Origin of the sequence: Klebsiella pneumoniae complex sp. WS1778, assembly GCF_049472055.1 — a bacterium.
Lineage (GTDB): Bacteria > Pseudomonadota > Gammaproteobacteria > Enterobacterales > Enterobacteriaceae > Klebsiella > Klebsiella quasipneumoniae.
The window spans coordinates 1,588,240-1,610,864 of record NZ_JBKGTJ010000001.1 but is presented as its reverse complement, the minus strand read 5'-3'; the positions used below and the strand labels follow the sequence as shown (position 1 = coordinate 1,610,864).

Genomic DNA, 22,625 nt, shown 5'->3' with positions numbered 1-22,625 from the left:
TTATTCGCTTACCGGTTGAGTGGAATGACGCGAAAAACGCAGCCGCAAACGGTCAAAGAAAAGATAGACCACCGGCGTGGTGTAGAGCGTTAACAGCTGGCTCATCACCAGACCGCCGACGATAGTGATCCCCAGCGGCTGGCGCAGTTCGGAGCCGTCGCCGCCGGAGAGCACCAGCGGCAGGGCGCCGAACAGCGCGGCGAGGGTGGTCATCATAATCGGCCGGAAACGCAGCAGGCAGGCCTGGAAAATCGCCTCTTCCGGCGTCAGGTTGCCGGTGCGCTGCGCCTCAAGGGCAAAATCAACCATCATGATGGCGTTTTTCTTCACGATGCCAATTAATAACATGATCCCGATAAGGGCGATTAGGCTGAACGGGGCATCGAATATCTCCAGCGCCAGCAGCGCGCCCACCCCGGCGGAGGGTAGCGTCGAAAGGATGGTCAACGGATGTACATAGCTCTCGTAGAGCATCCCCAGCACGATATAGACCGTGGCAATGGCCGCGAGGATCAGGATCACCTGCGCGTTCATGGTCTGCTGGAACACCTGAGCGGTACCGGCAAAGGAGCCACGTACGGTGGACGGCACCCCGAGCTGGGTCATCGCGCGGTTAATCGCCTCGCTGGCTTCCGACAGCGAGCGGCCGGTGGGCAGGTTAAAGGAGATTGTGGACGCCGCCGACAGCCCCTGGTGGTTCACCGACAGCGGGGCGTTGGCCGGCTGCCATTTGGCGAAGTAGGCCAGCGGGATCGGCTTACCCTCGCTGTTGATGACAAACATCTTATCCAGGGCGCTGACGTCCTGGGTGTAGGCCGGATCCACCTCCATCACCACCTTGTACTGGTTAAGCGGCTGGTAGATGGTGGAGATCTGCCGCTGGCCGAAGGCGTTGTTCAGCAGGTTGTTGGCGTCCTGAACGCTGATGCCGAGGCGCGACATGGTATCCCGGTCATAGACCAGGTCCATTTCGGCGCCATTGTCCTGCTGATCCGAGTTGACGTCCGCCAGCTCAGGCAGCGCCGCCAGCGCTTTGCGGATCTTCGGCTCCCACTCGCGCAGCGCCGACAGGTCATCGGACAGCAGGGTGTACTGATAGCTGGCGTTCGACTGCCGGCCACCGACGCGGATATCCTGCACCGCCATCAGGAACAGGTTAGCCCCGGGCTCGTAGGCCAGCTTTTTGCGCAGCCGGTCAATCACCTGCTGCGCCGTCTCGTGGCGCTGGTCGCGCGGCTTGAGGGTGATAAACATCATCCCGCTGTTGACCCGCGAGCCGCCGGTAAATCCGGTGACGTTATCCACTGCCGGATCTTCGCGAATGATTTTCATAAAGTCCTGCAGCTTGCCGCGCATCGCCTGGAAGGAGATGCTCTGGTCGGCCTGAATGCCGCCCATCAGCACGCCGGTGTCCTGCTCCGGGAAGAAGGTTTTCGGGATCGAGATATAGAGCCAGACGTTGAGGGCAATGGTGCCCAGCACCACCAGGCCGGTCAGGCGGCTGTGCTTCAGCACCCATTTTAACGATTTACCATAGCCGCCCTGTACGGCCACCAGCAGGCGGCCAAAGCCGCGGTTGCGCGTCGGCTGGTGGGGTTTGCCGCTTTTTAGCAGCCAGCCGCACATCATCGGCGTCAGGGTGAGGGAGACCGCCAGCGAGATGCCGATCGCCACCGACAGGGTGACGGCGAACTCGCGCAGCAGGCGGCCCGGCAGGCCGCCCATCAGCAGCAGCGGCAGAAACACCGCCACCAGCGACAAGCTCATCGACAGGACGGTAAAGCCGACCTCGCGGCTTCCCTGCAGCGCCGCCTGCAGCGGTTTCATCCCCGCCTCCAGATGGCGGGAGATATTCTCCAGCACCACGATGGCGTCATCCACCACGAAGCCGGTGGCGATAGTCAGGGCCATCAGCGACAGGTTATTGAGGCTGAAACCGCATAAGTACATCGCGGCGAAGGTGCCGATTAAGGAAACCGGAACGGCGACGGCGGGGATCAGCGTGGCGCGTCCGGAGCGCAGGAACAGGAACACCACCAGGATCACCAGCGCCACCGAAATCACCAGCGTCTGCTCCACCTCCTCCAGCGAGGCGCGGATGGTCGGCGAGCGATCCTGGGCGATCTGCAGGTCGATGGCCGCCGGGATGGTCTGCTGTAGCTCCGGCAGGCGGGCGCGGATGCTGTCCACCGTCTGAATGATATTGGCTTCCGGCAGTTTGCGGATCATCAGCAGGATCGCCGGCTTGGCGTTGGTCATCCCGGCGTTGCGCACGTCCTGCACCGAATCTGACACGGTGGCAACATCCCCCAGCCGCACCGCGGCGCCATTCTGGTAGTGGACGATCAGCGGCTGATAGTCGGCGGCGGTCTTCAGCTCATCGTTGGTATGCACCTGCCAGCGGTGGGCGCTGTCCTCCAGCGCCCCCTGCGGCTTGCGCACGTTGGCGTCGCTGATGGCGGTGCGCACCGCGTCCAGCGACACGCCCTGGTTGAACAGCGCCTGCGGGTTGAGGTCGACGCGCACCGCCGGCAGGGAGCTGCCGCCGACGTCGACATCGCCGACGCCGTCAATCTGCGCGATGGTCTGCGCCAGCTGGGTGGAGGCGAAATCATACAGCTCACCCTGGGAGTAGGTGTCGGAGGTCAGCGTCAGGATCATGATCGGCGCATCCGACGGGTTGGCTTTGCGGTAGGTCGGCCGGCTGGGCATCCCGCTCGGCAGCAGACTTTGCGCGGCGTTGATCGCTGCCTGGACATCGCGCGCCGCGCCGTTGATATCGCGGTCGAAGTTAAACTCGAGAATGATGCGGGTGCTGCCGAGTGAACTGGAGGAGGTCATCTCATTGACCCCGGCAATCCGCCCCAGGGAGCGCTCCAGCGGGGTGGCCACCGACGAGGCCATGGTCTCCGGCGAGGCCCCCGGCAGCGAGGCGCTGACCATAATCACCGGGAAATCGACCTGCGGCAGCGGGGCCACCGGCAGCAGCCGGAAGCCGAGAATGCCGCACAGGGTGATGGCCAGCGAGATGAGGATCGTCGCCACCGGGCGGTAAATGAAGAGGGCGAAAAACTTCACTTACGCCTCCTCTTCCTGACGCGGGAAGCGGCGCTTCAGGTGCAGCGACAGGCGGTCGAACAGCAGATAGATCACCGGGGTGGTGAACAGGGTCAGCACCTGGCTGAGCATCAGGCCGCCAACCATGCCGATCCCCAACGGACGCCGCAGCTCCGCGCCGACGCCGGTGCTCAGCATCAGCGGCAGGGCGCCGAGCAGGGCGGCGAGGGTGGTCATCAGGATCGGTCGGAAGCGGAGCAGACAGGCCTGGTAGATCGCCTCCCGCGGCGGCATGCCCTGCTCGCGCTCGGCGGCCAGCGCGAAGTCGATCATCATGATGGCGTTCTTCTTCACGATGCCGATCAGCAGAATGATGCCGATGATGGCGATCACGTCCAGCTCGCTGCCCGCCAGCCACAGCGCCAGCAGCGCCCCGACCCCCGCGGTGGGCAGAGTGGAGAGAATGGTGATCGGATGGATAAAGCTCTCATACAGCACCCCCAGGACGATATACATCGCCACCACCGCGGCCACGACCAGCCAGACGGTGCTGCCCAGCGCCGACTGGAAGGCCAGCGAGCTGCCCTGGAACTGAGTGCGAATATCGCTCGGGAAATCCAGCGACTGTTCGGCGGTGAGGATTGCCTCTACCGCTTCGCCCAGCGAGTAGTTGTCCGGAACGTTAAACGAGATGGTGGTCACCGGGAACTGATCGAGGTGGTTCACTGACAGCGGGGTAAAGCGCTGCTCCACCGTGGCGATGGCGGTCAGCGGCACGATGCCGCCGTCGCTGCTGGTCAGGCGGATATTATCCAGCGCCGCCAGGCCCGGGGTCGCCTCGGTATCCTGCTCTAGCACCACGCGATACTGATTCGCCTGGGTGTAAATGGTGGAGATCAGCCGCTGGCCGAAGGCGTTGTACAGCGCGTTATCGACATCGGCCATCGAGATGCCGAGGCGGCTGGCGCTGTCCCTGTCCACCTTGATATAGGCGGCCAGGCCTTTGTCCTGCCAGTCGCTGCTGACGTCGGCCAGCTGCGGCTGGGCCTGCAGGCGACTGAGCAGCGGCGGCACCCAGGTGCTCAACGCCTCGAGGGAGTTCGCCTGCAGAGTGAACTGGTACTGGGTGCGACTCACCGTGGTGTCGATGGTCAGATCCTGGGTCGGCTGCAGATAGAGCGCCACGCCCGGGACACCGGCCACCGCCTGCTGCAGACGGCTAATCACCGTCTGGACGCGGTCGTCGCGTTCATCCAGCGGCTTGAGGTTGATCTGCAGGCGGGCGCTGTTCAGCGCCGGGTTGGTGCCGTCGACGCCGACGAACGAGGTCAGGCTCTCCACCGCCGGATCCTTGAGAATAATGTCGGAAACCTGCTGCTGGCGCTGGGCCATGCTGGCGAAGGAGACCGACTGCGGCGCCTGGAGGGTGCCCTGGATAATGCCGTTATCCTGGATCGGGAAAAAGCCTTTCGGGATAAAGACCCACAGCAGAATCGACAGCGCCAGGGTGCTCAGGGCGACGCCGAGCGTCAGCCACGGGTGGTTCAGCACCCGACTCAGCCAGCGGCCATAGACGGCGATCACCCGGTCAAAGAAGCGCTCGCTGGCCCGCGAGAAGCGGTTCTGCTTACGCAGCGATTCGTGGCTTAACATGCGGGCGCACATCATCGGCGTCAGGGTCAGGGAGACCACCGCCGAGATCAGGATGGCGACGGCGAGGGTAACGGCGAATTCGCGGAACAGGCGGCCAACGATATCGCCCATAAACAGCAGCGGGATCAGCACCGCGATCAGCGAGAAGGTGAGGGAGATGATGGTGAAGCCGATTTCTCCCGCGCCTTTCAGCGCAGCGGCCAGCGGCTTCTCGCCTTTCTCGATATAGCGCGAGATGTTCTCGATCACCACGATGGCGTCATCCACCACAAAGCCGGTGGCGATGGTCAGGGCCATCAGCGTCAGGTTGTTGATCGAGAAGTCGAGGAATACCATCACCGCGAAGGTGCCCACCAGCGACAGCGGCACCGCGACGCCGGGAATAATGGTCGCCGGCACGTTGCGCAGGAACAGGTAGATGATCATCACCACCAGGGCGATGGCCAGCATCAGCTCAAACTGGGTGTCGCGCACCGAGGCGCGAATGTTGGTGGTCCGGTCGGAGAGAACCTGCACCTTCACCGATTTCGGCAGGCTCTCGGTGAGCTGCGGCAGCATCTGGCGAATGCTGTCGGCGGTGTCGATGATGTTGGCCCCCGGCTGGCGCTGGACGTTCATCACGATCGCCCGCTGCTGGTTGGCCCACGCCCCGAGCCAGCTGTTTTCGGCCCCTTGTTCGACGCTGGCGACATCGCCGAGCCGGATCGGCGCCCCGTTCTGATAAGCGATAATCAGGCGGCGGTAATCCTCAGCGGACTGCATCTGATCGTTAGCGGAAAGCGTTACCGCGCGGGCCGGGCCGTCGAGGCTGCCTTTCGCCGAGTTAACGTTGGCGCTGGTGATGGCGGTGCGCACGGTTTCGCTGGTCAGGCCGAGGGCGGCGATGGCCTGGGCGTTAAGCTTCACCCGCACCGCCGGGCGCTGGCCGCCGGCGAGGGTCACCAGACCGACGCCGGAAACCTGAGAGATCTTCTGCGCCACCCGCGTCTCCACCATATCCTCTACCTGGGTCATCGGGATCGCGGAGGAGGTAACGGCGAGGGTCATGATCGGCGGATCCGCCGGGTTCACCTTGCTGTAGACCGGCGGGTTGGGCAGATCGTTCGGCAGCAGGTTGGTGGCGGCGTTAATGGCCGCCTGCACTTCCTGCTCGGCAACGTCCAGCGGCAGGGTCAGCTGGAACTGGAGCGTGACGACCGAGGCGCCGCCGGAACTTTGCGACGACATCTGCTTGAGGCCGGACATCTGGCCGAACTGGCGCTCCAGCGGGGCGGTGATGGCGGAGGTCACCACGTCCGGGCTGGCGCCCGGATAGAGGGTGACCACCTGGATGGTCGGGTAATCGACCTCCGGCAGGGCGGAGACCGGCAGAAAACGGTAGCCGATGATCCCGGCCAGCAGGATCGCCACCATCAGCAGCGTGGTGGCCACCGGACGCATAATAAAAAGCCGGGACGGGCCGCCGGTGCGGCCTGGGGGTAACACCTGCATCAGGAACGCGCTCCGTGTTTACCGCTCTGGCGCGGGGCGGGCTGCGCCTGCTCGCTGCCGCTGGCGGTGACAACTTCCACTTTCGCCCCTTCGGTCAGGCGGTCAATCCCGTCGGTGACCACGCGATCCCCGGCGGAAAGCCCGGCGCTGATGACCACTTTCTGGCTGTCCTGGATCCCCGGGGTGACGCTGTGTTTGCTGACCTTATTCTCATCGTTCAGCACCCATACAAAATGCCCTTCGTTGCCCATCTGCAGAGCGGCGGCAGGGATGACTACCGCGTTCTGCTGGGTGTCCACCAGCAGGCGGGCGTTAACGAACTGGTTGGGGAACAGGGCGTCGTCCAGATTGCTGAAGCGCGCCTTCAGCTTGATGGTCCCGGTGGTCGCATCGATCTGGTTGTCGAGGCTCAGCAGCTCCCCGACGCTGATTTTCTGCTTATTGGTACGGTCCCAGGCTTCGACGCTGAGCGCTTTACCCGCTTTCTGCGCCTGCACCACCGTGGCGATGCTGTTTTCCGGCAGGGTAAAGACCACGTCGATCGGATGCGTCTGGGTGAGAACCACAATCCCGGTGGTATCCCCGCTGGAAATTTGGTTGCCGATATCGACCTGCTTTAAGCCGACGCGGCCGTCGATCGGCGCGGTAATGCGCGTCCAGTCGAGCTGCAGCTGGGCGCTGGCGACGGCTGCTTCATCAGCTTTCACCGTGCCGGCGGATTCCACCACCAGCGACTGCTGGGTGTCGAGCTCCTGGCGGGAGACGAGATTGGTTTTCACCAGCTGCTGGTAACGGGCGAGATCGCGGCGGGCATTCGCCAGAGTGGCGTTATCTTTCGCCAGCTGACCCTGCGCCTGGGCGAGGGCGACTTTAAACTGGCTGGGATCGATCTGCGCCAGCAGATCGCCGGCTTTGACCTGCTGACCCTCCTGGAAGTGAAGGCTAAGCAGCTGGCCGTCGACCCGGCTGCGGACGGTGACGGTATTGGCCGCCGTCACGGTACCCAGCCCGGTGAGATAGCGCGGGACCGCTTGTTCGGTTGCGGTGGCGGCCTGCACCGGCGCCAGCGCGCCGCCAAAGCGGCCATGGCGCGCGCCGCCCGGACCCTGCGGACCCTGCCCGGCGGCGGGCGTCCCGCTGCCGCTCGTTCCACGATCGTGCCAGAACCAGTAGGCGGCCCCGGCGATAATCACTACCGCCAGCGCGGCGCCCCAACGACGTATGTTACTGCCTTTCATTAGTTTACGGTCTCATCCTGAAGCGTTTCGCTGAATGATACTAGTTTAGTGAGGGAAGGGGCCGTAAAAATGGAGGAATTATGAAAAGAAGGTTGAGAAATGTCTGGATAACGGCCGCGACGCCGGGCGTTCTCGCCGCTGATTTCCGGGGTGATATCAACTTTTAGTTTAAAAAAGCAAAAAATAGTTGTATCCGCGGGGGCTTTAATTAGATTTATGCGGTGAATAAATCAGTGCATTCTCATAATAATAAAATATGCACTTAAAAATCAACGTGTTAAAATAATCAGGGGTCATTGCTGTGGCAAACGCAAACAAACTCACGCTCTTCATCGTCGTTTTTATGCTGATGGGGATCCTCTCCGGCGCGGCTATCCATGCCTACGCGACGCCGACTACTATCTCCGCCTGGGCAGACAACATCACGCTGCTGACCGATCTGTTTCTGCGCTTAATCAAAATGGTTATCGCGCCCTTGGTGTTCAGCACCCTGACGGTCGGGATCATGCGCCTCGGCGAGACGGCGACCATCGGCCGGGTGGGCGGTAAGGCGATGGTGTGGTTTATCACTTCATCGGTATTATCCATTCTCGTCGGGCTGGTGATCGTCACCTTCCAGCACCCGGGCGCCGGGCTGAACCTGACGGTACCGAAAGAGGCGGTGGATACCGGCCTGGCGGTCAGCGGCATGACCCTGAAAGGGTTCCTGTCGCATACCATCCCTACCAGCATCACCGAGGCGATGGCCAACAACGAGATCCTGCAGATCGTGGTGTTCTCGATGTTCTTTGGCATCGCCGGCGCGTCGCTGGGCGAGAAGTTTAATGCTCCGCTGGTGGCGGCCCTAAACGTGGTGTCGCACATTATGCTGAAGGTGACCGGCTATGTGATGTACGTTGCGCCGCTGGCTATTTTCGCCGCCATCTCGTCGGTGATTGCCTCGCAGGGGTTGGGGATATTACTCAACTACGCTTCGTTCATCGGCGGTTATTACCTGGCGGTGCTGCTGACCAGCGCGGTGCTGATTGCCGTCGGCTATATGGTGCTGAAGAAAGAGGTCTTCCGTCTGCTGAACATGCTGAAAGATCCGGTGCTGGTAGCCTTTACCACCAGCAGCTCGGAGGCGGCCTATCCGAAGACCCTCGAACGGCTGGTGAAGTTTGGCTGTTCGCGCAATATCGTCTCGTTCGTTCTGCCGATTGGCTACTCGTTTAATCTCGTCGGCTCGATGGTCTACTGCTCCTTCGCCGCGATGTTTATCGCCCAGGCCTATAACGTCCCGCTGAGCTTTAGCGAGATTACGGTCATGATGTTGACCCTGATGCTGGCCTCGAAAGGCATCGCCGGGGTACCGCGCTCGGCGCTGGTGGTGCTGGCGGCCACTATCCCCAGCTTCCATATCCCGGTTGCCGGGATCCTGCTGCTGATGGGCATCGACCATTTCCTCGATATGGGGCGCTCCGCCATCAACGTACTGGGTAACGGCATCGCCACCGCTATGCTGTCGAAAAACGAAGGTCTGATGACCGACGAGGAAGCGCAGCCGGACTGGCAAGTGGAGAAAGTGGAAGCCTGATCCTGCCGCGCCCTCGCGCAGAGGGCGCCATTCCACACCGAAAAAAAGACCCCTGACAGGCACGTCAGGGGCAATGTGACGAAGTATCAGTTTTCCTCGTAAATAGTCTTTTTTCTTATATAAAGGCGCGCGGTAACGTCTTTATACCGAGGAAGCGTCAGAGTTTAACGTTATGTCTGGCAGCGCTGGCGCTTTTTTAGCATCCTGTGGCTATTTTCGGATTTACGACAATATCGCCAGGCGAATATCTTATTCTCTTCTGCTCGCTATTTACCTACCAGCGCTCTCGTAACAGATTCATAAACTGGAAAAAGTCATGGTTATTATTCAGACTGTATTTTTCCATAATCTTATTTTTATGATAGGCGGCGGTACGGGGACTGACGCGCTGCAGGGCGGCGATTTTACTCATATCCATCCCTTCGAGAATACCGTGCACCACGGCGGTCTGCGAGCGCGACAGCACGCGGTGCGGGCAGCTGGCGCAGCTGAGTTCCCGACCCGCGGCGTCGGTGGCTGACGGGCTCATACAATGCTGGAGCTCGCTTTTAATGATCGTCAGCAGTTGCGGAATACTGGCGGTTTTTAGCGAAACAAAAATAACCCCTTTCAGGCAGTTAATCATGAAATCATCTTCCGGCAACTGGTCGTAGCTGTGGAGGATAATCAGCGAACTGCCTTTTTTCCTGTTTTTAATCAGCGTATTGCACAGGTAGATTTCGCCGGGGATCACTTCGCAAATGATGATGTCTTCCCCTGACAGGTCATTATTACGCCAGGAAAAACGCGCCCGTATTTCGCCCTGCGTGAGGTCATTGACCATAGCCATCAGCGATTCACGGACAAAGGTATTGCGGGTGTTGATGGTGACATTAATGTTTCTCATGGCGTTATTTCCTTACGCAAAAACATAACGCCATGCTGTGACACATCCTCCGGGCGTATGCGGTGTGTTGACTGTATTAAAGTACCTACAATATGTTTTTATTATTCTACAGTGAATTATTTACGACGCATTGAACGCTTATCGTTAAAGGTAAATTTCTGCCGTCTCCTGTCTTTCAGATAGGAAATAAAACTGTATACAGAGATGCTGAAGAAAAAAATGCATAGCAATAAAACTAACCACGTTTGCATGGCCATTGTTTATACCTTGTTTGTGTTGCATGGTGTCAGAATTTGCCGCGAACGGCTAATACGTTTTGTTATATGCTTTTCTGTCCGATGAAAATCATACGACATCATCCTGATGTAGTAGCACTATAAGAAAGTTCTTAAGGTTATCGTCAGTCTCATTCCTCTCATTTCTCTCAGAAAATGAGAAAAATTAACACTTGCGAGTCATTCATATCCCGCGCGGCCGCCGACATGCCCCGTCGTTCAGGAGATAAAGGCCAGCCCCTTACCAAAGATTGCGCGTACGGGCAGGTGGATCCCCTGCTGGCGAGCCTTGTGGCGCAGGCGGCTAACCACCACGTCGATACGGTGCAGGTCAGGCTCGCTTTCATGGGCAAACAGGCAAGCATGAAGATCCAGTTTGCTACACACTTCGTTGCGATTGCGCATTAAGAGTTCCACCAGGCGATATTCCTGCTGGGTTAATTCCAGCGCCCGGGCGTCTGGGGAGATCAGTTTATCCTCATGCAGACGCCACAGTCCGGTAGCGGGAGCGGGAGCGGGGGCGGCGCTGGCCATCTCTGGCTGCTGAGGGGCCGGCCGATCCTGCTGCAGGCGGGCGCCGAGGGCGGTCAGGGTCTCCGCGAGATGGGCGAAGTTAACCGGCTTGATCAGATAGGCATCGGCCCCGAGGCTCAGCGCCTGCAGTTTATCCTGCTGTTGGCCGCGGGCGCTGACCACCACCAGACCGTAGTGCCCCAGCTCGTGCAGGTAGCTCAGCACGCTGAAGCCATCCTCGCCGGGCAGACCGATATCAATCAGCACGATGTCCACCGGATGGCTGTGCAGTTGCCGCCAGAAGGCCTCAGCGCTCCGCGTCCCCCATACCTCGAAGCCGCGATAGCCCAACCAGGCCAGCAGTTCATCCAGCAGATCGGGGTTATCTTCAATTATCGCCAGCCGTAAAGCCATGCGTCGTTCTCCTCTTAAGCAACCGTGGGGAGGGTGAGAATAAAGGTGCAGCCGTCCGGGCCATGCTCGGCCAGCCACAGTTTGCCATCATGAGCCTGCACGATCTGACGCGCAACATACAGTCCGAGACCGGTGCCGCCCGGCACCGGCGACGTATGTTCCCCGCGGCGATAGCGCTCAAAGATCAGTTCCGCCTGTCCGGCGGGGAGCCCAGGGCCGTAGTCGCGAATGCGCAGCTCTGTTTGCCCGGCATCAGCGTGAATATCGATGGTGATTTCGCCCGGCGGCGAATACTTGACCGCGTTATCCAGCAGGTTAGCGATGGCGATGCACAGCAGACCGGCATCGGCCTGCAGCTGGGGGCTTTCCACCGCGCCGTGATGGCGGATGTTCAGGTAGTGATCATGGGAGATGGCTACCACCGAGGCGGCCATGTTGATCACCGCCAGCAGGGCGGTCTGCTGGCGGTCAACGTGTAGATCGTGGGAGGCGAGGCGCGCGTCGGCGAGGCAGTTATCGGTGAGCTGTACCAGACGGGTGGCGGCGCGGCCGATGCGATCGAAGCGCGCCTCCTGGCTGGCGGAGGCCGCCGAGAGGCGGAGATTCTCCAGCGCAGCCTGGATCACCGCCAGCGGGGTGCGGAATTCGTGCGCCACCATGCCCATAAACTGCCGCTGGTGGAAGCTGGCCTCGCGCTCAATCTGCAGCTCGCGCGCCAGGCGCTGCTTCTGCTCCAGCTGGCGGTTTTCAGCCCGCACCCGCAGGATGGCAATGATCAGCACCGTAATGATGTGGACGATCAGCGCATACTGCCAGAGGGAATAGATCGCCATATGAAACGGGATAATACCGTGGATCGACAGCTGCACCAGCACCGCGGCGGCGACATAGAACGGCGGCAGGAGCCCCAGCAGGAGAGTGTTGCGGTCGATAGCTTTTTTGCGCCACAGCCACCAGGAGGTGAACAGCAGCACCGGAGTGATAATGATAAAGATCACTCCTTCAATCTGCATCGCGAGGCCGTAAAAACCCAGCGGAATACTGACCTGCAGCAGCAGGTTGAGCACCACGGCGGCGATCAGCAGCCGGTAAAGCCGCGGCATATTTTTCTTTAAATCGAATATCTCACTGTGTAGCCAGAGGGCGGTGGCATAGCTGAACAGCGAGAGGCTGCTGATCATAAAATCCTGGAAGGGCAGCGCGGCGTGGCCGAAGAACCACTCCGGGAAGCCGTGCAGGGCAGCCACCAGCGGATAATTGAGCGAGAAGAAGCAGATGCCCCATAGCAGACGCCGGCGCAGGGCCAGGGCCAGCCACAGCGCCACGCCGCTGGCGACCGCCGCGAGACCAAAATAGAAGCTCCAGAAGGCGGTGTCGGCGGCGGCCCGTTGCACATAGGCCTGCGGCGAAGAGAGCGAGGCCAGCAGGATCAGAGTGCTGGTGCTCTGCAGACGAAAGACTATCTCATAGCCGGCGGCGGTCGGCGGCGGAGGGAGGATCAGCACGCTTTCCCGATAGTGAAGATCGCTCTCGCGGGCCGGGTCGCGGTCGCCAAAGGTACGCGCTGTCCACGGCGCGTCGCTGCCCAACGGCCGGTAATAGAGAGTCAGGTGGTCGACGAAAGAGGGACCAATCTGCAGCCAGCGCGACTCGTCGGCAAACCAGCTGCCAGGCAGCTCGCTGCGCAGCCACAGGGTTTTGCGTGAATAGCCGAAGGAGGGGATCTGCCGGGTGGTGGCGAGCCGGTCCACGGGCAGGTCGGCAAAGCGATCGATGGTCATCTGGCCGCTGTCGTCCGCGTACCATTCGACGGGGATATCCGTCCCCAGTTGTCGGGGCGCCGCCTGCGCCTGTGGGGCGGCCAGCAGCAAGAGCAATCCGCAGCTGACCAGCCAGCCTGCCAGGAACTGCGGCCGGCAACGCCGGACCGCCGCGAAAATCGCAGACACCCTTTTCAATCACGCCCCCTTGCGGCATGCAAAGATTACTGACCGCAGACGACTGGCTACGGTATGGATAATACGCCCCCTGAATCGGAGGAAAGTGGACAGGCCTGTCCGGAAGAACAGGCCATTTTGCGTGGGAGACCAGGAATATTCCAGCGTAATCTGCAGCGCCACGATCAGGACAGACCTGCTGCGCGGCAGCGCCGGGGGGGACTAGCGGAAAACCACCTGCGCCCAGCGGGCCAGCCCGGCGGTTACCGAGCCAAAATCATCGCCACCGGCCAGCGGAATACCGGGCAGCCGGGCCGCCAGCGCCTTTTTGATCAGCGGCGAGCGGGCGCTACCGCCGGTAAGATAGATCACATCCGGGGTGGTCTGGCTGCTGTCGAGGGCGAGCTGCACCTGCTCCATAATGCGGGCCAGAGGCTGATCCAGCGCCGCTTCCAGACCCTGCTGAGCGATATCGGTAGCCAGCTCGTCCTGAATAAACGGCAGCGCGGTCTCAACGCGGGCGGCGCTGGAGAGGGCGATTTTGCTCTCTTCGGCGCTGCGCACCAGGCGATAGCTCAGACGCTGACGCCAGACCTTCAGCAGCAGGGCCACCTTATCGGCATCCCGGGCGCTACGCAGCAGATCGTTCAGCAGTCGGCCATTGGCGGTACTGTAGAAATCGCTCTGCGCCGGGACGTCGTTGATCGCCACCGCATTCCACCACGGGAGGATCGGCAGCGCGGTGCCTTTCTCCGTTTCGCCGCCCATGCCGAGGAGGGGCATCAGGCATTTAAAGGCCAGGGCAATGTCGAGGTCGTTACCGCCGATGCGGCAGCCGCTGTGGCCGAGCAGGCTCTGCTGGCGGTCGGCGCGCTCCCGCCACTGCGGGCCCATCAGCAGCAGGGAACAGTCGGTGGTGCCGCCGCCGATATCGACGACCAGCACCCTCTTCTCTTCATTGAGGGTAGCTTCGAAATCCAGGCCGGCGGCCACCGGTTCAAACTGGAAGACCACGTCGCGGAAACCGGCGCGGAGGGCTGCCCGCTCAAGGATCCCCTGCGCCTGGGCGTTGGCGTCGTCGCCGCCGAGGCCCTGGAAGTTAATCGGTCGGCCAATCACCGCCTGGTCAATCTGCTCGGGCAGCTGGCTTTCCGCCTGCAGTTTGATGTGCAGCATCATGGCGCAGACCAGGTCTTCAAACAGGGCCACCTGCTGCGGCTTGAGGCCGCTGGCGCCGAGGAAGGACTTTGGCGATTTAACGAAGTAGACCTCTTGCGGATCTTCAACATATTGATGCAGTGAGGCGAGGCCGAACTGCACGCTGTTGCGCAGCACCTCGATGTCTTCGTCGCGGTTGGCGGCAATCGCCCGGCGCAGCAGCGCCTGGTTTTCGTCGCTGTGGGTGGGCACATCGTGATGGCGATAGAGCCACTCACTGACCGCTTCGCGCGTCGGCGCGCAGAGCATCGAGGGCAATAGGGCGCTGCCGTTTTCCAGCGTCAACAGCTGGGGCTTGTTTTCCCGCATCACGGCCACCGAACAGTTGGCGGTGCCGTAGTCAAAACCAATAAACATCGTCTGCAAAATCCCCATGCCGGTGAAGAAGGGGGGCGACTTTAGCGGATCGCCGTCATGGCGACAACCGGAATTTAAAAGCAAGGCGCTGACGGTGAAGGGCGACTATCATTGAAACGCTATATAAAGGAGAGCTTATGGTGTTGTTACCCTGGACCCCGCCTTACGACTGGGCGTGGATGGTTGGTTTTCTGCAGGCGCGTGCGGTCGCTGGCGTCGAGCGTTTTCATGACGGCGGCTACAGCCGCAGCTTTCGCGTAGCAGGCCACGGCGGGCTGATTCATCTGGCGCCGGACGAGGAGGCGCAGGGCCTGCGGGTGACGCTCTCCCCGGGGCTGCAGCCGGTGGCTGAGATCTGCTATGCGCGAATTGGCCAGCTGTTCGATCTGGCCTGCGACCCGCAGCAGGTCGCTCGCACGCTGGGCGACCTGGCGCAGGCGCGACCGGGGCTGCGCCTGCCCGGGGCGCTGGACGCTTTCGAACAGGCGGTGCGCGCGGTGCTCGGCCAGCTGGTGAGCGTGGCGATGGCCGCCCGGCTCACCGGCAAAGTGGCGGCCGGCTGGGGCGAACTGCTGGCGGACGCCCCCGGCTATGCCTTATTCCCGACGCCGGAGGCGCTCTCCCGGGCCGATCCGCAGGGGCTGAAGGCGCTGGGGATGCCGCTTCGCCGCGCGGAGGCGCTGATCCACCTCGCCCGGGCGGCGCTCAGCGGCGAGCTGCCACTGACGGCGCCGGCGGATATCGACGCCGGGCTGCGTCAGCTGCAGACTCTGCCCGGGATTGGCCGCTGGACGGCAAACTACTTTGCCCTGCGCGGCTGGCAGGCGAAGGATATCTTTTTGCCGGACGACTACCTGATTAAACAGCGCTTTCCGGGAATGACGCCAGCCGCCATCGCCCGCTATGCCCGCCGCTGGCAGCCGATGCGATCTTATGCGCTGTTGCATATCTGGTATACCGATGACTGGGCGCCGGCGGCGGAATAGCCGTCCGGGGCGCATACCACTGGTATCGGGACGCTGAAATCCCTATAATTGCCGCGTTTGGCGGTCCGCCGCCACCCTCCATCTCTATCCAGGTTAATCAGGTCGCAAAAATTTATGACTGATATGTCCCATCAGTGCGTCATTGTAGGTATCGCCGGCGCATCGGCTTCTGGCAAAAGTCTTATTGCCAGTACTCTCTATCGCGAATTGCGTGAACAAGTTGGCGACGAACATATTGGCGTCATTCCGGAAGACAGCTATTACAAAGATCAAAGTCATCTGTCGATGGAAGAGCGCGTCAAAACCAACTATGACCACCCGAGCTCAATGGACCACAGTCTGTTGTTCCAGCACCTGCAGATGCTGAAAAGCGGCCAGCCGATTGAACTGCCGGTCTACAGCTACGTCGAGCATACCCGCACGCCGAACACCATTCACGTCGAGCCGAAGAAGGTGATTATTCTTGAAGGGATCCTGCTGCTGACCGACGCGCGTCTGCGTAACGAGCTCAACTTCTCTATTTTCGTCGACACCCCGCTCGATATTTGCCTGATGCGCCGCATTAAGCGCGACGTAAACGAGCGTGGCCGCTCCATGGACTCGGTGATGGCCCAGTACCAGAAGACTGTGCGCCCGATGTTCCTGCAGTTTATTGAACCGTCGAAGCAGTATGCCGACATCATCGTGCCGCGCGGCGGCAAAAACCGCATCGCGATTGATATTCTGAAGGCCAAAATCAGTCAGTTCTTTGAATAACCTGGCCGAATTGTGTAACGTGCAAAGAGTAGCCCTGTTGCCCTCTCCGCCGCGAAGCGTGCGGGAAGCAGCCTTATAAGGAGAAAGCCCATGCGTCTGTGTGACCGAGATATCGAAGCCTGGTTGGATGAAGGGCGACTGGCCATCAATCCGCGCCCGCCCGTTGAGCGTATTAATGGCGCGACGGTTGATGTACGGCTGGGTAATAAATTCCGCACCTTCCGCGGCCACACGGCGCCGTTTATCGATTTAAGCGGTCCGAAGGCCGAGGTCAGCGCCGCGCTGGACCGCGTGATGAGCGAAGAGATTGTCCTGCCGGAAGGGGAGGCCTTTTTCCTGCATCCGGGCGAACTGGCGCTGGCGGTGACTTATGAGTCAGTCACCCTGCCTGCCGATCTGGTGGGCTGGCTCGACGGACGCTCCTCACTGGCGCGGCTGGGGCTGATGGTGCACGTTACCGCGCACCGCATCGACCCGGGCTGGTCCGGCTGCATCGTGCTTGAGTTCTACAACTCCGGCAAACTGCCGCTGGCGCTGCGCCCGGGGATGCCCATCGGCGCGCTGAGCTTTGAACCCTTATCGGGCCCGGCGGCGCGGCCATATAATCGCCGTGAAGACGCCAAATATCGCGACCAACAGGGCGCGGTGGCGAGCCGAATCGACAAGGATTGATAACGTCAACGGGGTGTTGCTGAGGGTGCCATGAGACGAATACTGACAACGCTGATGATCCTGCTGGCGGTCATTGTCGCCGGGCTTACCTCGTTGGTATTGCTGGTCAATCCCAACGATTTTCGCGCCTATATGGTGCATCAGGTGGCAGAGCGCAGCGGTTATCAGCTTGAACTCGATGGCCCGTTGCGCTGGCACGTCTGGCCGCAGCTCAGCATTCTCAGCGGACGCATGACGCTGACCGCCCGAGGCGCCGAAGAGCCGGTGATCCGCGCCGACAACATGCGCCTCGACGTGGCGCTGTTGCCGCTGCTTTCGCACCAGCTGCAGGTGAAGCAGGTGATGCTCAAGGGGGCGGTGATCCAGCTGACCCCGAAAACCGAGGCGGTTCGCGACAGCGCCGCGCCGGTGGTGCCGCATGACAACACCCTGCCGCTGGCTCCGGAGGACCGCGGATGGTCCTACGACGTGCGCCAGCTGCAGGTGGCCGACAGCGTGCTCTTCTTCCAGCATGAGAACGGCGAGCAGGTGACCGTGCGCGACATCCGCCTGCAGATGGAGCAGGATGAGAACCACCGGGCCACCGTCGATTTCTCCGGCCGCGTCAACCGCGACCAGCGCGACCTGGCGCTGAGCTTCTCCGCCACCGTGCAGGGTGGCGACTATCCGCACTCGTTAAAAGCCGACTTTAGCCAGCTCAGCTGGCAGCTGCGCGGCGCCGAGCTGCCCCCCGACGGCATCAATGGTCAGGGGAGCCTGCAGGCCAGCTGGCAGGAAGATAGCAAGACCCTGCGCTTTGATAATCTGAACCTGATGGCCAGCGGCAGCACCCTCACCGGCAACGGCAGCGTGGTGCTGGGAGACCGCCCGGACTGGTCATTGGATCTGCATGCCACCACCCTGAATCTCGACAGTCTGCTGGCATCCTCTTCGCCGGCGACCGACAGCAGCGCCAGCCAGCAGGGCCAGAGCCAGACGCGACCGCTGCGTCCGGTGATCGCCGACAGCGATGAGCGCGAAGATTATCAGAGCCTGCGCGGCTTTAACGGCCGGATGGCCCTGAGCGCCGACCAGCTGCAGTGGCGCGGCCTGAACTTCACACAGGTGCAGAGCGAAATCAGCAATCAGCAGGGGCTGCTGAGGGTCAGCAAAATGCAGGGCAACCTCGACGGCGGCCAGCTCTCCCTCCCCGGGACCCTTGATGCCCGCGGCGACACGCCGCAGGCGACGTTCCAGCCGGCGCTGCAGAACGTGGAGATTGGTTCGCTGATCAAAGCCTTCAACTATTCATTAAGCCTGACCGGCAAGCTGTCGCTGACCGGCGAGTTTTCCGGAACGCGCATTGACGCGGATGATTTCCGCCGTCACTGGCAGGGCCAGGCGCAGCTCCAGATGACCGATACCCGAACCGAAGGACTTAACTTCCAGCAGCTGGTGCAACAGGCCGTGGAGCGCAGCACCAACGTGCGGGCGCAGGAAAACTATGACAATGCCACCCGCCTGGATGCCGTGAGCAGCCAGCTCACGCTGGATAACGGGCTGGTGACGCTGAACCGCCTGCAGGGGCAGTCCGATGTGATGGCGATGACCGGCGAAGGTCAGCTCGATCTGCAGAAAGAGAACTGCGATATGCGCTTTAACGTGCGCGTGCTCGGCGGCTGGAAAGGCGAGGGCAAACTTATCGACCGCCTGAAACAGACCGCTATCCCGCTGCGCATCTATGGCGACTGGCAGTCGCTGAGCTACAGCCTGCAGGTCGACCAGATCCTGCGCAAACAGCTGCAGGATGAAGCGAAGCAGCGCCTCAACGACTGGGTCGAACGTAATAAAGGCAGCAAAGAGAGCAAAGACGCCAAAAAACTGCTCGATAAGCTGTAATCGTCCAGACCATCAGCCCGGGACTTCCGGGCTGTGTCATTGTCGTCAAAGTGTGATGTCACCTTAATGTCGGGCGGCGGCTGCGCCTGATCCGGCCAGGATTGTGCTGCAGGGGGTAATTCCCCGGTTTGTGTCGCCCTCCCGTAGGCCTGATAAGCGAAGCGCCATCAGGCAGTGTGGCGGCTGTAGAGCATCAATTCCTGTGATGTGAGCATGTCGTCAAAGTGTGATGTCACGTTAATGCCGGGCGGCGGATACGCCTGACTAGGCCTGGGTTGTGCGGCAGGGGGGAATTCCCCGGTTTGTGTCGCCATTCCGTAGGCCTGATAAGCGAAGCGCCAGCAGGCAATAAACAGGGTACCTGGCTATCAATTTTACGGCCCGGGATACCCCGGGCCGTTATTTATCCCTTAGGATTACACCTCATAATCCAGCTCATCCTGCTTTACCGGCGGGACGATCTGCACCTTTTGCACCCGATGGCTGTCGACCTGCAGCGTGCGCAGGGTATAACCGTCAATCTCAATGGTTTCCCCCACCTGCGGCACATGCTGCAGATACTCCATCAGCAGACCGGCAACGGTGTGGTACTCACGTTTATCATCCAGTGGCAGTGGAACGTACTGCACCAGATCCTCTAGCGGCATATGGCCGTTAACCGTCCACGAACCGTCCTGATGATGCTGAATATCGTGCCGGGCGTCGATCTCCTCCACCTCGTTGGGCAGGTTGCCGGCGATGGTCTCCATCACGTCGCTCAGGGTCACAATCCCCTCGACGGAGCCAAACTCGTCCACCACAAAGGCAAAGTGGGTGCGGGCCTGACGGAACTGCTCGAGCGCGGAGAGGAGCGGCAGCCCCTCCGGAAAGACCAGCGGCTGGCGCACCAGCGCTTGCAGATCCAGCGGCTCCTGGCGCAGGGACTGCTGGAGCAGGTCGATAACATGCACCACTCCCAGCAGGTCTTCATTATCTTTCCCGCCAGTCACCACCAGGCGGGTATGCTGATTTTTTTCCACCAGGCTGCGGATCTCTTCCTCCGGCGCACTGAGGTTGATGCGCTCGATATCATGGCGGGAGGTCATAATACTGCTGACGCTGCGCTGATTCAGGTTCAGCACCCGCTCAATCATCAAGCGTTCCTGCGGATTAAACAGCGGATGATGATCCTGATCGGCGACTAGTGACGCTGTGTTAGCATCCAGTTCAGCTTTTTCTTTCTGACCGCTCAGCAGGCTCATCACCGCCTCGGTGGTGCGCTGACGCAGCGTCATATTGGCGGAAAGAAAGCGACGGCGGTTAAACAGCGCCAGCTGGTTAAGGGCTTCAATCATCACCGAGAAGCCAATTGCCGCATATAAATAGCCTTTCGGAATAATAAAGCTGAAGCCTTCAGCAATCAGGCTGAAGCCGATCATCAGCAGGAAGCTCAGACAGAGGATGACAATGGTCGGGTGGCTGTTAACAAAGCGCGTCAGCGCCTTGCTGGCCATCAGCATCAGGCTGATGGCGATAACCACGGCGGCCATCATCACCGCCAGGTGATCGACCATGCCGACGGCGGTGATCACCGAGTCGAGGGAGAAAATGGCGTCGAGCACCACGATCTGCGCCACCACTGCCCAGAATTTCGCCCCTTTGCGCTGGGTGGGGTTATCGCTGTCTTTCCCCTCCAGCCGCTCATTAAGCTCGACGGTCGCTTTGAACAGCAGGAATAAGCCGCCAAACAGCATGATTAAATCGCGGGCGCTAAAGCTGAAGTCGCGAAAAGCAATTAACGGTTTGGTCAGGGTGACCAGCCAGGAGATAGAGGCCAGCAGCAGGAGACGCATGACCATCGCCAGCATCAGACCAGTGATCCGCGCGCGGTCGCGCTGGGCGGGCGGGAGCTTTTCGGCGAGGATAGCGATAAAGACCAGGTTATCGATGCCCAACACCAGTTCGATAACCACCAGCGTGACGAGACCTGCCCAGATTGACGGATCGGCAATCCATTCCATATGTATTAAAACCTGTACGACTGCGGTATGTGTTACCACGATCATGGATAAGATGAGTCTAAAATGCAATAACGACGCGGATATCGCCCTGCCATGGATGGATATATTTCCAGCACATAAAGCGAACCGATAAGAATTATGTTCCGGTAAAGAACAGTGAAAAAATAACACCATGGCGACTGCTCTGGAATAAGCGAGCCGGTATCAGAACTTTTTCGGCTGCGTATCAGCGAGGGCGGTAAAAGGGCTTCATCCCACGGTTTGTCACGGCGAGCATTGATGCACACAGGAGAAGCGAAGCGCGAAGCCCGCTCACAAAACCGGCAAAATTCATATTATGAAGTGAGCGCAGAATAGGGCAGATCGCAGTTCATAGACGCGGAATTGCGGTAATATGTCACCATATCTGGCTGTTTATGCTGAAATATATTGTCTGGCAAAATTTATTATCTATATCTATTCTTTGCGGGCACAGGCGCGGCGTGGCGGGCACGGCGCCCCGGAAAGCCCGCCTGGCGCGCCTCTCCGCCACATGGCGCCGTGCATGAAACGAGCCGCTGAATAACCTGAACGAAAATAAGATTATTCTCAGCTCTAACTGTTGGTAAATGGAAGTTGTGTGTATTCTTTTAGGTGACAGTGAATTTAAGAATTTGGCGGGCAGATGCCCGGGCAGTATCCGTGTATTATCAGTTTCAATGGATTTGTGACATGTACAATTTTGCATAACTGCGTGTTTTGCAACCAAACAGGTGAAGATGAATATGGCGAATTTGAAAGCGGTTATTCCGGTCGCAGGACTAGGCATGCATATGCTGCCGGCCACAAAGGCAATTCCAAAGGAGATGCTGCCGATCGTTGATAAGCCAATGATTCAGTACATCGTTGATGAAATCGTCGCCGCCGGGATCAAAGAGATTGTCCTGGTGACGCACTCCTCGAAGAACGCGGTGGAAAACCACTTCGACACCTCCTACGAGCTGGAAGCCCTGCTGGAACAGCGTGTGAAGCGCCAGCTGCTGGCGGAAGTCCAGGCCATTTGCCCGCCGGGCGTAACTATCATGAACGTGCGCCAGGCACAGCCGCTGGGTCTCGGCCACTCCATCCTCTGCGCCCGCCCGGTCGTCGGGGATAACCCGTTTGTCGTGGTGCTGCCGGATATTATCCTCGACGGCGGCACTGCGGACCCGCTGCGCTATAACCTCGCCGCCATGGTCGCCCGCTTTAACGAGACCGGCCGCAGCCAGGTGCTGGCGAAACGCATGCCGGGGGATCTCTCCGAATATTCCGTGATTCAGACCAAAGAGCCGATGGTGGCGGAAGGGCAGGTTGCGCGTATCGTTGAGTTTATTGAAAAACCGGACGAGCCGCAGACCCTGGACTCCGACCTGATGGCGGTGGGGCGCTATGTGCTGTCGGCGGATATCTGGGCCGAACTGGAACGTACCGAGCCGGGCGCATGGGGCCGTATCCAACTGACCGACGCCATTGCCGAACTGGCGAAGAAGCAGTCCGTCGACGCGATGCTGATGACCGGCGAAAGCTACGACTGCGGGAAGAAAATGGGCTACATGCAGGCCTTCGTCACCTACGGGATGCGTAACCTGAAAGAAGGCGCCAAATTCCGCGAAAGCATTAAAAAACTGCTGGCCTGAACGCCAGCCTGAGACCGAGCGGCAGGCTCTGAACATCTGTCCTGCCGCTCATAACGTTATGCA

14 protein-coding genes and 1 pseudogene are annotated in these 22,625 nt (G+C 60.4%); 6 read left to right on the top strand and 9 right to left on the bottom strand.

Features of this window, described 5'->3' with window-relative positions:
* Genes mdtC through ACLEXF_RS08145 form a run of 3 tightly spaced genes read right to left on the bottom strand, consistent with a single transcriptional unit; the run spans position 1 to position 7,439 of the window.
* Positions 1–3,078 carry a multidrug efflux RND transporter permease subunit MdtC gene (gene mdtC, locus ACLEXF_RS08155; protein ID WP_043520382.1) on the bottom strand — a complete coding sequence of 1,026 codons (3,078 nt, stop codon included), beginning with the start codon at positions 3,076–3,078 and terminating at the stop codon, positions 1–3.
* Entirely contained in the window at positions 3,079–6,201 is a 3,123-nt protein-coding gene (locus ACLEXF_RS08150; RefSeq protein WP_017899361.1) for an MdtB/MuxB family multidrug efflux RND transporter permease subunit, read from the bottom strand.
* Positions 6,201–7,439 (bottom strand): MdtA/MuxA family multidrug efflux RND transporter periplasmic adaptor subunit, encoded by a 1,239-nt coding sequence (locus ACLEXF_RS08145; protein WP_004201552.1) that lies wholly within the window; start codon positions 7,437–7,439, stop codon positions 6,201–6,203. The genes ACLEXF_RS08150 and ACLEXF_RS08145 overlap by 1 nt, the downstream gene beginning before the upstream one ends.
* Before the next feature lie 301 nt (positions 7,440–7,740).
* Here ACLEXF_RS08145 and ACLEXF_RS08140 point away from each other — a divergent pair, with 301 nt between their 5' ends.
* A complete protein-coding gene (locus tag ACLEXF_RS08140; RefSeq protein WP_043520386.1) occupies positions 7,741–9,015 on the top strand; it encodes a dicarboxylate/amino acid:cation symporter in 1,275 nt (424 codons plus the stop codon).
* A gap of 274 nt (positions 9,016–9,289) precedes the next feature.
* Here the strand turns inward: ACLEXF_RS08140 and ACLEXF_RS08135 are convergent, their stop codons facing one another.
* The 5 genes from ACLEXF_RS08135 to yegD form a co-directional block, all read right to left on the bottom strand.
* Positions 9,290–9,901 (bottom strand): helix-turn-helix transcriptional regulator, encoded by a 612-nt coding sequence (locus ACLEXF_RS08135; RefSeq protein WP_004201550.1) that lies wholly within the window; start codon positions 9,899–9,901, stop codon positions 9,290–9,292.
* A 116-nt stretch (positions 9,902–10,017) separates the two neighbouring features.
* Positions 10,018–10,158, bottom strand: a complete 141-nt coding sequence (locus tag ACLEXF_RS08130) for a small membrane protein (RefSeq protein WP_004146563.1) — start codon at positions 10,156–10,158, stop codon at positions 10,018–10,020.
* Positions 10,159–10,395: 237 nt separating this feature from the next.
* Positions 10,396–11,103, bottom strand: coding sequence for a response regulator transcription factor (locus tag ACLEXF_RS08125; RefSeq protein WP_226632813.1), 708 nt, complete (start codon positions 11,101–11,103; stop codon positions 10,396–10,398).
* A 14-nt stretch (positions 11,104–11,117) separates the two neighbouring features.
* Entirely contained in the window at positions 11,118–12,974 is a 1,857-nt protein-coding gene (locus tag ACLEXF_RS08120; RefSeq protein ID WP_064794954.1) for a sensor histidine kinase, read from the bottom strand.
* A 288-nt stretch (positions 12,975–13,262) separates the two neighbouring features.
* Positions 13,263–14,615, bottom strand: a complete 1,353-nt coding sequence (gene yegD, locus ACLEXF_RS08115) for a molecular chaperone (RefSeq protein WP_004201546.1) — start codon at positions 14,613–14,615, stop codon at positions 13,263–13,265.
* Between the two features lie 137 nt (positions 14,616–14,752).
* Between yegD and alkA the strand changes: the two genes are divergently transcribed.
* The 4 genes from alkA (at position 14,753) to asmA (ending at position 18,907) form a co-directional block, all read left to right on the top strand.
* On the top strand, positions 14,753–15,601 hold the full coding sequence (alkA, locus tag ACLEXF_RS08110) for a DNA-3-methyladenine glycosylase 2 (RefSeq protein ID WP_407259693.1): 849 nt from the start codon (positions 14,753–14,755) through the stop codon (positions 15,599–15,601).
* Positions 15,602–15,715: 114 nt separating this feature from the next.
* Positions 15,716–16,357, top strand: a complete 642-nt coding sequence (gene udk, locus ACLEXF_RS08105; RefSeq protein ID WP_002912442.1) for a uridine kinase — start codon at positions 15,716–15,718, stop codon at positions 16,355–16,357.
* A 90-nt stretch (positions 16,358–16,447) separates the two neighbouring features.
* Complete coding sequence (gene dcd, locus ACLEXF_RS08100; RefSeq protein WP_004151145.1) at positions 16,448–17,029, top strand: dCTP deaminase; 582 nt, start codon at positions 16,448–16,450, stop codon at positions 17,027–17,029.
* Between the two features lie 30 nt (positions 17,030–17,059).
* Positions 17,060–18,907: an outer membrane assembly protein AsmA gene (gene asmA, locus ACLEXF_RS08095; protein WP_117129900.1), complete on the top strand. Its 1,848-nt coding sequence runs from the start codon at positions 17,060–17,062 to the stop codon at positions 18,905–18,907.
* Between the two features lie 416 nt (positions 18,908–19,323).
* On the opposite strand, the gene ACLEXF_RS08090 is transcribed toward asmA, so the two are convergent.
* Positions 19,324–20,907 carry a TerC family protein gene (locus ACLEXF_RS08090; protein ID WP_117129901.1) on the bottom strand — a complete coding sequence of 528 codons (1,584 nt, stop codon included), beginning with the start codon at positions 20,905–20,907 and terminating at the stop codon, positions 19,324–19,326.
* A 758-nt stretch (positions 20,908–21,665) separates the two neighbouring features.
* On the opposite strand from ACLEXF_RS08090, the pseudogene galF reads away from it, so the two are divergent.
* Positions 21,666–22,594: pseudogene (galF, locus tag ACLEXF_RS08085) on the top strand (GalU regulator GalF).
* Positions 22,595–22,625: the final 31 nt, after the last annotated feature.

Bases quoted from the DNA above. Each gene is read 5' to 3' on its own strand.
- ACLEXF_RS08090 (WP_117129901.1), bottom strand. From the start codon at position 20,907: ATGGAATGGATTGCCGATCCGTCAATCTGGGCAGGTCTCGTCACGCTG.
- ACLEXF_RS08145 (WP_004201552.1), bottom strand. From the start codon at position 7,439: ATGAAAGGCAGTAACATACGTCGTTGGGGCGCCGCGCTGGCGGTAGTG.
- ACLEXF_RS08135 (WP_004201550.1), bottom strand. From the start codon at position 9,901: ATGAGAAACATTAATGTCACCATCAACACCCGCAATACCTTTGTCCGT.
- yegD (WP_004201546.1), bottom strand. From the start codon at position 14,615: ATGTTTATTGGTTTTGACTACGGCACCGCCAACTGTTCGGTGGCCGTG.
- asmA (WP_117129900.1), top strand. From the start codon at position 17,060: ATGAGACGAATACTGACAACGCTGATGATCCTGCTGGCGGTCATTGTC.
- ACLEXF_RS08125 (WP_226632813.1), bottom strand. From the start codon at position 11,103: ATGGCTTTACGGCTGGCGATAATTGAAGATAACCCCGATCTGCTGGAT.
- udk (WP_002912442.1), top strand. From the start codon at position 15,716: ATGACTGATATGTCCCATCAGTGCGTCATTGTAGGTATCGCCGGCGCA.
- ACLEXF_RS08130 (WP_004146563.1), bottom strand. From the start codon at position 10,158: ATGGCCATGCAAACGTGGTTAGTTTTATTGCTATGCATTTTTTTCTTC.
- dcd (WP_004151145.1), top strand. From the start codon at position 16,448: ATGCGTCTGTGTGACCGAGATATCGAAGCCTGGTTGGATGAAGGGCGA.
- alkA (WP_407259693.1), top strand. From the start codon at position 14,753: ATGGTGTTGTTACCCTGGACCCCGCCTTACGACTGGGCGTGGATGGTT.
- ACLEXF_RS08150 (WP_017899361.1), bottom strand. From the start codon at position 6,201: ATGCAGGTGTTACCCCCAGGCCGCACCGGCGGCCCGTCCCGGCTTTTT.